13 protein-coding genes are annotated in these 11,081 nt (G+C 60.8%); 3 read left to right on the top strand and 10 right to left on the bottom strand.

Features of this window, described 5'->3' with window-relative positions:
- The 8 genes from CRO18_RS16985 to CRO18_RS16950 form a co-directional block, all read right to left on the bottom strand.
- On the bottom strand, window positions 1-95 hold a 95-nt coding region (locus tag CRO18_RS16985; RefSeq protein WP_018590913.1), incomplete at its 3' end, for a GTP-binding protein.
- Between the two features lie 63 nt (window positions 96-158).
- Window positions 159-2,282 carry an elongation factor G gene (gene fusA / locus CRO18_RS16980; protein ID WP_076485901.1) on the bottom strand — a complete coding sequence of 708 codons (2,124 nt, stop codon included), beginning with the start codon at window positions 2,280-2,282 and terminating at the stop codon, window positions 159-161.
- Window positions 2,283-2,294: 12 nt separating this feature from the next.
- Window positions 2,295-2,765, bottom strand: a complete 471-nt coding sequence (rpsG, locus tag CRO18_RS16975) for a 30S ribosomal protein S7 (protein WP_076485902.1) — start codon at window positions 2,763-2,765, stop codon at window positions 2,295-2,297.
- Window positions 2,766-2,777: 12 nt separating this feature from the next.
- Window positions 2,778-3,149 carry a 30S ribosomal protein S12 gene (rpsL, locus tag CRO18_RS16970; protein ID WP_038074720.1) on the bottom strand — a complete coding sequence of 124 codons (372 nt, stop codon included), beginning with the start codon at window positions 3,147-3,149 and terminating at the stop codon, window positions 2,778-2,780.
- A gap of 258 nt (window positions 3,150-3,407) precedes the next feature.
- Window positions 3,408-4,133 carry a phosphatase PAP2 family protein gene (locus CRO18_RS16965; RefSeq protein WP_170952716.1) on the bottom strand — a complete coding sequence of 242 codons (726 nt, stop codon included), beginning with the start codon at window positions 4,131-4,133 and terminating at the stop codon, window positions 3,408-3,410.
- Entirely contained in the window at window positions 4,120-5,556 is a 1,437-nt protein-coding gene (locus CRO18_RS16960) for a glycosyltransferase family 39 protein (RefSeq protein ID WP_212710164.1), read from the bottom strand. Before CRO18_RS16960 ends, CRO18_RS16965 begins: the two co-directional genes overlap by 14 nt.
- Entirely contained in the window at window positions 5,531-5,842 is a 312-nt protein-coding gene (locus CRO18_RS16955) for a lipid-A-disaccharide synthase N-terminal domain-containing protein (protein ID WP_097082996.1), read from the bottom strand. The genes CRO18_RS16960 and CRO18_RS16955 overlap by 26 nt, the downstream gene beginning before the upstream one ends.
- Window positions 5,839-6,561 carry a glycosyltransferase family 2 protein gene (locus tag CRO18_RS16950; protein ID WP_097082995.1) on the bottom strand — a complete coding sequence of 241 codons (723 nt, stop codon included), beginning with the start codon at window positions 6,559-6,561 and terminating at the stop codon, window positions 5,839-5,841. The genes CRO18_RS16955 and CRO18_RS16950 overlap by 4 nt, the downstream gene beginning before the upstream one ends.
- A 179-nt stretch (window positions 6,562-6,740) precedes the next feature.
- On the opposite strand from CRO18_RS16950, the gene CRO18_RS16945 reads away from it, so the two are divergent.
- The gene (locus CRO18_RS16945) at window positions 6,741-7,070 is read left to right on the top strand and encodes an Hpt domain-containing protein (RefSeq protein ID WP_076486013.1); all 330 of its coding nucleotides are present in this window, start codon (window positions 6,741-6,743) and stop codon (window positions 7,068-7,070) included.
- 6 nt (window positions 7,071-7,076) lie between these two features.
- Here the strand turns inward: CRO18_RS16945 and ilvA are convergent, their stop codons facing one another.
- Window positions 7,077-8,324, bottom strand: coding sequence for a threonine ammonia-lyase IlvA (ilvA, locus tag CRO18_RS16940; RefSeq protein ID WP_097082994.1), 1,248 nt, complete (start codon window positions 8,322-8,324; stop codon window positions 7,077-7,079).
- Between the two features lie 147 nt (window positions 8,325-8,471).
- On the opposite strand from ilvA, the gene CRO18_RS16935 reads away from it, so the two are divergent.
- Complete coding sequence (locus tag CRO18_RS16935) at window positions 8,472-9,701, top strand: argininosuccinate synthase (protein ID WP_097083005.1); 1,230 nt, start codon at window positions 8,472-8,474, stop codon at window positions 9,699-9,701.
- Window positions 9,698-10,225, top strand: a complete 528-nt coding sequence (mog, locus tag CRO18_RS16930; RefSeq protein ID WP_097082993.1) for a molybdopterin adenylyltransferase — start codon at window positions 9,698-9,700, stop codon at window positions 10,223-10,225. Before CRO18_RS16935 ends, mog begins: the two co-directional genes overlap by 4 nt.
- Before the next feature lie 70 nt (window positions 10,226-10,295).
- Here mog and ubiG read toward each other — a convergent pair whose 3' ends face one another.
- Window positions 10,296-11,039, bottom strand: coding sequence for a bifunctional 2-polyprenyl-6-hydroxyphenol methylase/3-demethylubiquinol 3-O-methyltransferase UbiG (gene ubiG / locus CRO18_RS16925; protein ID WP_097082992.1), 744 nt, complete (start codon window positions 11,037-11,039; stop codon window positions 10,296-10,298).
- Between the last annotated feature and the right edge of the window lie 42 nt (window positions 11,040-11,081).

Below are 11,081 nucleotides of genomic sequence, written 5' to 3'. Positions count from 1 at the left end.
ATCGCAGCCGTCAGCGTCGTCTTGCCGTGGTCAACGTGACCGATCGTGCCGATGTTGACGTGCGGTTTGTTCCGTTCAAACTTTGCCTTTGCCATGATGGCCTCCTAGTCGTTGATCCTGAGCGGGAGACGGGGCCCGAAAACCGGGCCCCGCTCGCATCAGGCGTATTTCTTCTGGATTTCGTCCGAGATGTTCTGCGGCACGGCGTCATAGTGGTCGAACAACATCGTGAACACAGCACGGCCCGATGACATCGAGCGCAGCGTGTTGATGTAGCCGAACATGTTCGCCAGCGGCACCATCGCGTTGATCACGTTGGCGTTGCCGCGGGTATCTTGGCCTTGCACCATGCCACGACGGCTGGTGAGGTCACCAATGATGCCACCGGTGTATTCTTCCGGGGTCACCACTTCGACTTTCATGATCGGTTCGAGCAGTTTCGCACCGGCTTTCTTCAGACCATCGCGCATCGCGGCACGCGCCGCGATTTCGAAGGCGAGCACCGAGGAGTCGACGTCGTGGAAGGCACCGTCGATCAGCGCCACCTTGAAGTCGATCACCGGGAAGCCCGCGAGCGGACCCGAATCCATGACCGATTTGATGCCTTTTTCGACGCCGGGGATGTATTCCTTCGGCACCGCACCACCAACGATCTTGCTTTCGAACGAGTAGCCTTCGCCCGGCTCGGTCGGGTCGATGACGAGCTTCACGCGCGCAAACTGGCCGGTACCACCGGTTTGTTTTTTGTGCGTGTAGTCGATCTCGGCCGAACGCGAGATGGTTTCACGATAGGCCACCTGCGGCGCACCGATGTTGGCTTCGACTTTGAACTCGCGCTTCATACGGTCAACGAGAATGTCGAGGTGAAGTTCGCCCATCCCCTTCATGATCGTTTGGCCCGATTCGAAGTTCGTTTCGACGCGGAACGACGGGTCTTCGGCAGCCAAGCGAGCCAGGGCGAGGCCCATTTTCTCTTGGTCGGCTTTCGACTTCGGTTCCACGGCGATTTCGATCACCGGGTCGGGGAAGCTCATGGTTTCCAGAACCACCGGTTTTTGCGGGTCGCACAGCGTGTCACCCGTGGTGGTTTCTTTCAGACCAGCAAGCGCAATGATGTCACCAGCAAAGGCTTCTTCGATCTCCTCGCGGTTGATCGAGTGCATCATCATCATACGGCCAACGCGCTCACGCTTACCTTTGGTCGCGTTCAGCATCTGGTCGCCTTTTTTCAAGACGCCCGAATAGATACGCGTGAAGGTGAGCGAGCCCACGAAGGGGTCGTTCATGATTTTGAACGCCAGAGCCGAGAACGGCGCGGTGTCATCAGCGGGACGCTCGACGTCACGGGTTTCCGTTTCGTCGTCGGGCAGGAAGCCTTTGAGCGTCGGCACGTCGATCGGCGCGGGCAAGAAGTCGATCACCGCGTTGAGCAGCGGCTGAACGCCTTTGTTCTTGAACGCCGAGCCAGCCAGCACCGGGAAGAAGGCCATCGCCAGCGTGCCCTTACGGATCAGCTTGCGCAGCGTGTCTTCGTCGGGCTCGTTGCCTTCGAGGTAAGCTTCCATCGCATCGTCGTCTTGCTCAACGGCAAGCTCGACCATGTTGGCGCGCCATTCGTCGGCCAGATCTTTCAGGTCGTCACGGATCGGTTGACGGACCCAGCTCGCGCCGAGGTCTTCGCCTTTCCAGACCCATTCTTCCATTTTGATCAGGTCGATGATGCCTTCGAGTTGATCTTCAGCACCGATCGGAAGCGCCACCGGGCAGGGGGTGCCGCCGGTGCGGTCTTTGATCATCTCGACGCATTTGAAGTAGTCAGCGCCGATCTTGTCCATCTTGTTGACGAAGACGATCCGCGGAACCGCGTAACGGTCAGCCTGGCGCCACACCGTTTCGGTTTGCGGTTCGACACCGGCGTTGGCGTCCAGAAGGCAGACCGCACCGTCGAGCACCGCGAGCGAACGTTCGACTTCGATGGTGAAGTCCACGTGGCCGGGGGTGTCGATGATGTTGAAGCGGTACTTCGTGTCCGAAGTCCCTTCGGTGGTCGGATCTTCCTGACGCTGCCAGAAGGTCGTGGTCGCCGCCGAGGTGATGGTGATGCCGCGTTCCTGCTCCTGCTCCATCCAGTCCATCGTCGCGGCGCCGTCATGCACCTCGCCGATTTTGTGCGACTTGCCGGTGTAGTAGAGGATACGCTCGGTGGTGGTGGTTTTGCCGGCATCGATGTGGGCCATGATGCCGAAGTTGCGGTAGCGCGGGAGCGGATATTCGCGTGCCATGAGGCTCTCCTGTTACCAACGGTAATGGCTGAACGCTTTGTTCGCGTCGGCCATTTTGTGGGTGTCTTCGCGCTTTTTCACCGCCGAACCACGCGAGTTCATGGCATCGAGCAGCTCGCCAGCGAGGCGCTCTTCCATGGTGTTCTCGTTGCGGTTTTTCGCGGCGGTGATGAGCCAGCGGATCGCCAGCGCTTCACGGCGCGTGGGGCGCACTTCGACCGGCACCTGATAGGTGGCACCGCCGACGCGACGCGAACGCACTTCGACAGCGGGTTTCACGTTGTCGAGCGCTTCGTGGAAAACTTCCACCGGCTCACGCTTGGCGCGGGCCTCAACGCGGTCGAGCGCGTTGTAGACGATACGTTCGGCAACCGATTTTTTGCCGTCGATCATCAGGTTGTTCATGAATTTGGTCAGCACGCGATCGCCATATTTGGCGTCGGGCAGCACTTCGCGCTTTTCAGCAGCGTGACGACGAGACATCTGATGATCTCCTTATTTCGGACGCTTCGCGCCGTATTTCGAACGGCGTTGACGACGATCTTTAACACCTTGGGTATCCAGCACACCGCGCAGGATGTGGTAACGGACACCCGGAAGGTCTTTCACACGGCCGCCGCGGATGAGCACAACGGAGTGCTCTTGGAGGTTGTGCTTTTCGCCCGGGATGTAGGAGATGACCTCGAAGCCATTCGTCAGGCGGACTTTAGCCACCTTACGCATAGCGGAGTTCGGTTTCTTCGGCGTCGTGGTGTAGACGCGCGTGCAAACGCCACGCTTTTGCGGGCATTCTTGGAGGTGTTGCGACTTGGAGCGCTTCACCTTGGGCTGCCGCGGTTTGCGGATCAGCTGCTGGATCGTCGGCATTCGGTTCCCCGTTCTGCTTGTCAATACTCGCACCCACCGGGGTGCGCCGCTTCTCGACGGTGAATTGTGCCCATCACAAAACACCAAATCCGTCCGTCCTTCCAAGGAAGGCCGAACGGTCGATATCCAGAGGATCGAGGCTATGGGGCCCCAAGCCATCCCCCCGAACGGATTCGAGCGGCGGCGCTGGATGGGCGCGCTATAGGGGCCACAGGAACGAGAGTCAACTGCAACCGCAAGGCGGCGTGGCGCGAGGGCCTATTTCTGCGGAGCTTGCGCCACACGATGCGCCGCCACAAAGATCCAAGCGATGCTTGCCGTGATCAAAACTGCAAAAATCGCATCCGATGCGAAATGGCGCCCCGTCGCAACGCGCTGAAAGATCACGAAGGCAAACACCAACCCACCCAGCGCGCGCAACCCTTGCTGCAGCCACCGATAGGAGATTGCCGCGGTCAGAAACCAGACCGTCACCGCAAGCGCGGTGCCTGCCGCCACCTCGCCCGAGACGAAGGAACAGTTGGCGGCGCATTGATCGCTGAAGTCGCCCGCGAGGGTGAATTGATGCGTGCCGCCGAACAGCTCGGTGTTGGCAGGCCGTGCGCGCCCCGAAAAGCTTTTGAGCCAAGCATTGACGATCAGCCCCGGCCCCAAAAGGAAGGTGGCAAAGATCGCCCGCCAACCCGCATTGGAGAGCCCCGAGATTTTACCGCCGCCAAAGCCGCGCCCCCAAAGGCTACGCCGCCGCGCCACCCACCACCATGCCACGCCCGAAGCTAAGAACACCGCGATGGCGGCATTCCAGACAACCTCGCGCAGCAGGTTCAGAGCGGCATTTTCGCCCAAAGGAAAGCCCGCGCCCGGAACGTAGAACAGCCCCGTGATCGCCGGATCAACGCCCGGAAAATGTCGAAACAGCACGATGGAAAAGAGCCAGCCAAACGTCAGCCAGTAGCCCCAGCGGATCAGGTCAAGTTTCGGCATCCAGACACTCCGCATCGACAAGGTAAGGGGTGATCTCTTTGCCCGTCCATTGCCCCGAGGCGTTCAAGACCGCAGCGGGCGGCACCGGGGTGCCCTTGCAAGTGAAGGGCGCGGATCGCACCACCAGTAGCTTACCTGCAAAGCCTTCGGGCAATGCGAAATTCTGCTCATAGTAATTGTGTTCGCGGCCCGCCACGCGCGGCGCGTAGATCGTTACGCCCGCATCCCGCCCGGTGTAAAAAAGATCGGCCAGAATATCGCGGCTCTCGGCATAGACGGGCACGCCTTCTGCCCGCGCCAAATCCAGCACGCGCGTGGAAAGCTCGGCCCGCCCCAGATAGCGCTTCATCCATGGCGCATCTTCCGGCCCCAAGACAGGCGCGAAAATCGTCAGCACCGGGACCGCCAAACAGATAAGTGCATTCAGCCCAAGCGCAGCCCAAAGCCAACGCCGCGACAGGGTCAACACCGCCAGCACCGTGCCTGCGAAATAGGCCGCCACCGCCCAGTTCGCTTGCGCCTTGCCCAAGTAAGCCTGTGTCGTCACCGCAATCAGCGGCAGGATCGACAGCAGCATCAGCGCGCGCGGCACCGGGTTGCGCAGCTTGGTGTAGCCCCACAGGAGCGCCGCAAAACTCACCGGACCAAAGACCGCAAATTGCGAGCCAAAGAACTCCGCCATCGAGGCAAGATTGGCCCCTGCCCCGGCGCGCACCCAGCCGACATTATCGAGCGTATGCTGCACCGTGGTAAGCTTATGCGTCAGGTTCCACACAACATTCGGCGCGATCACCAGCGCAAAGGCCGCAAGCATCGCCGCCAAAGGCTTCCAGCCGATCCGCCGCGCGGGCACGAAAAGCATCGCCAAAAGCGCACCGCCCCAGAAATAGATCGCGGCATATTTCGCCATGAAGGCGAGCCCAATCGTCAGACCGGCCAGCGCGCCATCGGGCACCGAATATCGCTCGCCCGCACGCCAAAAGAACAAAAGCGCGAGCGCAAAGAAGGGCGCCATCACCGTATCTGTGGAAATCAGCCAAGACCCCAAGGCCGCGAAAGGCGCAGTGAGATAAATCGCAACCGATGCGAGCCCAACCCGCGCGCCGCCAATGCGAGCCGCCAAAGCCCCGAGCACCAGCGCCGTGATCCCATGAAAGAGTGCCCCCGGCATCCGCAACCAAAACGGATCGCTTGAGCCTGCCACGTCGGTCACGGCCCGCAAAAGCCAGCCAATCAGCGGCGGTTTGGAATAATAGCCGAAATCGAGGTTTTGCCCCCAAAACCAATATTGCGCCTCATCGACGAAAATATCGGTGCGGTCAAAGCTCAGCGCCACCAGCCGCAGCGCGACGATGGCAATGACCATAAGAAGCGCCGGGGCGAACCAGCCCCGCGCCTCAGGCTTCTGGGCGGCGTTTGGCACGGCGGATCAGTGTCAGGTTGCGGAAATAAATGATTACCCCAAGCGCTTGGCCCAGAATGAACACCGGGTCAGCACGGTAAAGCGCATAGGCGAGCAGCATCATCCCGCCTGCAAGCGAGAAATACCAAAACGCCACCGGCATAACGGAATCCTTGGCACGCTCCGAGGCAATCCACTGCACCAAGAAACGCGCGGTAAACATCGCCTGCGCGGCAAAGCCAAAGATCACCCACCACAGCTCAACGGTGCTGTCGACATGCAGCAGTTTTTCCAGCCACTCAGTCATTGCGTCACCTCCGTGGGCCGCGATTTTTTGCGCCGTCGGATCAGCCAGGCAACGGCGAGCAGATCGACCGCCCCCACAAGCCCGCGCTGCAAGTTGGAATAGTGCGAGCGCCCGCCCCCGCGCGCCCGGTGCGCCACATCAACATGCGCAACGCCCCAGCCATCGCGCGAAAACAGCGCGGGCAAATAGCGGTGCATATGGTCGAAATAGGGAAGCTCCAGAAACGGCGCACGGCGGAAAGCCTTGAGCCCACAGCCCGTATCGCGCGTGCCGTCTTTCAGCACCCAAGACCGCAAAGCGTTGGCAAAGCGCGAGGCAAGCTTTTTGGAAAGCGTGTCTTGCCGGCCAACGCGTTGGCCCGCGACAAGACCAATCTTTTCAGACCCCAGCGCTTGCAAGGGAGCGATCAGCTTCGGCAATTCTTCGGGCGGGTTTTGGCCATCGCCGTCAAGCGTCGCACAAATGGCCCCCTTCGCCACCTGCACCCCCGAATGCACCGCAGCCGATTGGCCACCGGCGCGGATATTGCGCAACACCCGCAATTGCGGGGCTTGCGCCATCCGGGCTTTGAGAATGCCCTCCATCCCGTCATCGGAGGCATCATCGACCACGATCACCTCGTAATCTTGTCCCGCCAGCGCGGCGTCGATTCCATCGAGCAGCGTGGCGATATTCTCCGCCTCATTGCGGGCGGGGATCACGATAGATATGTCGGTCATGCAAGGGGCCTCACTGCCGGATGCGGCTTGGCTTGTGATACAGCCCGCCCCCGCGCTTGTAAACAAAGCGCCGCAGGCCGCCTGCCCTCCCCAACTTCCTTGACGCACTTAAGCGTTCGGCAACCTTTCCCGCTTAGCTTGACAGGTGGTGAAGACGAATGGGGTCCGTGGAGGGCATTATGATTGATTGGGAACGGGTCGCCGAGTTGCGATCCGAGATCGGCGCCGAAGGGTTCGCCGAAGTACTTGAGCTTTTTCTTGATGAAGTCGAGAACGTCGTCCTGAATCTGGGGCGCAAGCCCGAGAAGCTGGGCGATGAATTGCATTTTCTCAAAGGCTCGGCTTGGAACCTTGGGTTCCGCGCCTTTGGCACGATGTGCCAAGATGGTGAGCGGCGCTGCGCGGCGGGCAATTCCGAAAGCGTGGACGTGCCCGCAATCCTTGATTGCTATGGCCGCTCGAAAGCGCAGTTCATGGTCCGGGTGGACGAGTTCACCTCGGCGGCCTGAGCCGCCTCAAATGAGGAACTCGGCCAAGGCCGAATCATCGGTGATGTCGCGGTAGTCAAACCCCGCGGCATCCAACTGCTCGGTCAGCGAATCGAACGCGTCGGCCCGCTTCGTCTCGATCCCGATCAGCACCGAGCCAAAGTTTCGCGCAGATTTTTTGAGATATTCGAACCGGGCAATATCGTCATCCGGCCCTAGCATCGACAGAAATTCACGCAAGGCGCCGGGGCGCTGCGGCATCCGCAAGATGAAGTATTTCTTCAACCCTGAATAGCGCTGCGCACGCTCTTTGACCTCTGGCAGGCGCTCAAAATCGAAATTCCCGCCCGAGGTCAGGCAGACCACCGTCTTGCCCCGGATTTGCTTCGCCAGTTCCGGCAACACATCTAGGGCAAGCGCACCTGCGGGTTCCAAAACCACGCCCTCGTGGTTGAGCATCTCCAGCATAGAAATGCAGATCCGATCTTCGGGAGAGAGCAGGATCTGCTCAGGCTTGATCCACCGCAACCGCTCAAAGGGAAGCGCGCCAATCCGCGCCACGGCAGCGCCATCGACAAAGCTGTTCACCTGCTTGAGCGTGACAGGTTCCCCCGCCTCAATCGCCGCGGTCAGGCTGGCACCGCCTAAAGGCTCCACAAAGCGATAATCGGTTTGCGGAGCGGTCGCGCCAAGGTAGCCCGTGACGCCCGCCGCCAAGCCGCCGCCACCCACCGGCAAAATCACCATATCCGGCGCACGGCCCAATTGATCAAGGATTTCCACGCCAACCGAGGCTTGCCCCTCGATCACATCGGCATCGTCAAAGGGCGACAGAAAATGCGCCCCGGCGCTGTCGCAAAACTCTTGGCTCGCCGCCAACGTCTGGTCGAAATAATCGCCCGTCAGCACAATCTCGACCGCCTCTCCGCCAAAGACGCGGGTCTTGTCGATCTTTTGTTGCGGCGTGGTCACCGGCATGAAGATCGTGCCTTTCACACCAAAATGGCGGCAGGCGAAGGCCATCCCCTGCGCATGGTTCCCCGCCGAGGCCGCCACGAAATGCGTGGCCTCCGGGTCCGCCTCGCGGCGCTTGCGCATCGCCGTGAACGCGCCGCGCAATTTATAAGAGCGCACCGGTGTGAGGTCTTCGCGCTTGAGCCAAATCTCGGCCCCATAGCGCTTCGACAGAAATTCATTGCGCTGCAGCGGCGTCGGCTCAAAGAGCGTGCGCAGTGCACGGGTGGCAGCAAGGGCGGCAAGGGCGAACTGTGTCATAGCGCAGATGTGGCGCGCCCCGTGCGCCCGCGCAAGAGCAAAGCCTTTGTGATGGGCACAATTGCGCGCGGCCAAACCGCGCCGCAGCCCTTGAGAACCGTCACAAAAAACACTATGCCCGCGCAAACCGCAGTTCGGAGGCTTTCCATGTCCGCTCCCAAGAAAGTCGTGCTTGCCTATTCTGGCGGCCTCGACACCTCGATCATCCTGAAATGGTTGCAAACCGAATATGGCTGTGAGGTGATCACCTATACCGCCGACCTTGGTCAGGGCGAAGAACTGGAACCGGCGCGCAAGAAAGCCGAGATGCTGGGCATCAAGCCCGAGAACATCCACATTCTTGACGTGCGCGAAGAATTTGTGCGCGACTTCGTGTTCCCGATGTTCCGCGCCAATGCGCTTTACGAAGGGCTTTATCTGCTCGGCACCTCGATTGCGCGCCCGTTGATCTCCAAGCACCTTGTGGAGATTGCCCGTGAACATGGCGCCGATGCGATCGCCCATGGCGCGACCGGCAAAGGCAACGACCAAGTGCGGTTTGAGCTTTCGGCGGCGGCGCTTGACCCGACGATCAAGGTGATCGCGCCTTGGCGTTTGTGGGATCTGACCTCGCGCACCAAACTGCTTGAGTTTGCCGAAGCGAACCAAATCCCGATCGCCAAAGACAAACGCGGCGAAGCGCCGTTCTCGGTCGATGCGAACCTGCTGCACACTTCCTCGGAAGGCCGCGTGCTGGAAGATCCGGCCGTCGAATTCCCCGATTACGTGCTGCAACGCACGGTGCCGGTGGAACAGGCCCCCGATACGCCCGAGATGGTCGAGATCACCTTCGAAAAAGGCGATGCCGTGGCGATCAATGGCGAGGCGATGTCGCCCGCCACAATCCTGACCAAGCTCAACGAGTTGGGCGGCAAACATGGTATTGGCGTGCTCGATCTGGTGGAAAACCGCTTCGTTGGCATGAAGTCGCGCGGCGTTTATGAAACCCCCGGCGGCACGATCTTGTTGGAAGCCCACCGTGGCATTGAGCAAATCACGCTTGATGCGGGCGCGGGCCATCTCAAAGACAGTGTCATGCCGCGCTATGCCGAGCTGATCTACAATGGCTTCTGGTTCAGCCCCGAGCGTGAAGCGCTGCAAGCGCTGATCGACAAAACCCAAGAGCATGTCACCGGCACCGTCCGCGTTAAGCTTTACAAAGGTAAAGCCAGCACCGTGGCGCGCTGGTCGGACCACAGCCTTTACAGCGAAAAGCACGTCACCTTTGAGGAAGACGCGGGCGCCTATGACCAAAAAGACGCTGAGGGCTTCATCCGCCTCAACGGTCTGCGTCTGCGCCTGATCGCCACCCGCAACGCGCGGGTCGAGGGCAAATGACGGCCACGGTCGCCATTGTCACCGTATCCGACCGTGCCTCGCGCGGGGAATATGAAGACAAAGGCGGCCCCGGTTGTGAAGACTGGCTTAGGGGCGTCGTCACGACGCCCCTTTCCATTACGCGACACATCATCCCCGATGGGCGCGAAAGCGTCGCCACCTGCCTACGCGCACTGGTGGCAGAAGGCGCAGACCTGATTTTGGTCACCGGCGGCACGGGCCCCGCGCCGCGGGATGAAACGCCCGAAGGCGTGGCCGATGTAATGGAAAAGGAACTCGCAGGCTTTGGCGAAGAAATGCGCCGCGCAAGCCTGTTAGAGGTGCCCACTGCGATCTTGTCGCGCCAAACGGCGGGGATTGCGGGCAAGAGCCTGATCATCACCCTGCCCGGCAAACCAGCGGCGATTGCCACCTGTCTGAATGCCGTTTTCGCGGCGGTGCCCTATTGCCTTGATCTGATCGGCGCGGGCTACATCGAGACCGATCCGGCCGAGATCGCGGCGTTTCGGCCAAAGGCAAAATAAAAGGGGCCTCGCGGCCCCTTCGACTTGGTTCAATTCTCCCAAGGGCCCGGGGGCAGCGCCCCCAGCCGTGTCAGCGTTTCACCGCCGCCGCCGCGTAGTTCACGCTCAGATCGGAGGACGACAGCGACCAACTCCAGCCAAGCGGGTTGAAGACCATCCCCTTGCGATCCACCGGATCAAGCCCCGCGCCGCGCATCAGCCCATAAAGCTCATCGGGCGTGACGAATTTCGACCATTCATGCGTGCCCACAGGCAGCCAGCGCATCACCCGCTCGGCCCCGAAAATCGCCATCACATAGCTTTTCGGGTTCCGGTTCAGCGTCGACATCAGCATCAGCCCGCCCGGGTTCATCAGGCTTGCACAGGTGTTGGTGAAACCCTGCGTATCGGCGACGTGTTCAATGATCTCCATCGCCAAGACCACATCGAACCGCTCGCCCGCTGCGGCCAAATCTTCGGCGGCGCAATTGCGGTAGTCGATCTGTAGCCCCGATTGTTCGGCGTGAAGCTTCGCAACAGGGATGTTTTTCGGCGCCGCATCGGCGCCCACAACGGTCGCGCCAAGCCGCGCCATCGGCTCGGCCAGCAGCCCACCGCCGCAGCCAATATCCAACAGCCGCAGCCCTTCAAACGGGCGCGAAGCTTTCAGATCGCGCCCGAATTGGGTGGCGATTTGGGTGGTGATATAGTCCAAACGGCAGGGGTTGAGCATGTGCAAAGGCTTGAACTTGCCGTTCGGATCCCACCATTCGGCGGCCATTGCCTCGAATTTCGCCACCTCGGCGGGGTCGATCGTCTTTGTCGCAGCTTCCATGCCACCCTCCGGCTTAATTTTTTGGCCCGCCCCGTGGCAGGC

Source organism: Rhodobacter sp. JA431, assembly GCF_900217725.1.
Classification (GTDB): domain Bacteria; phylum Pseudomonadota; class Alphaproteobacteria; order Rhodobacterales; family Rhodobacteraceae; genus Rhodobacter; species Rhodobacter aestuarii.
Note: the sequence above shows the minus strand (reverse complement) of the source record. Positions and strands in the feature narration are given on the sequence as shown.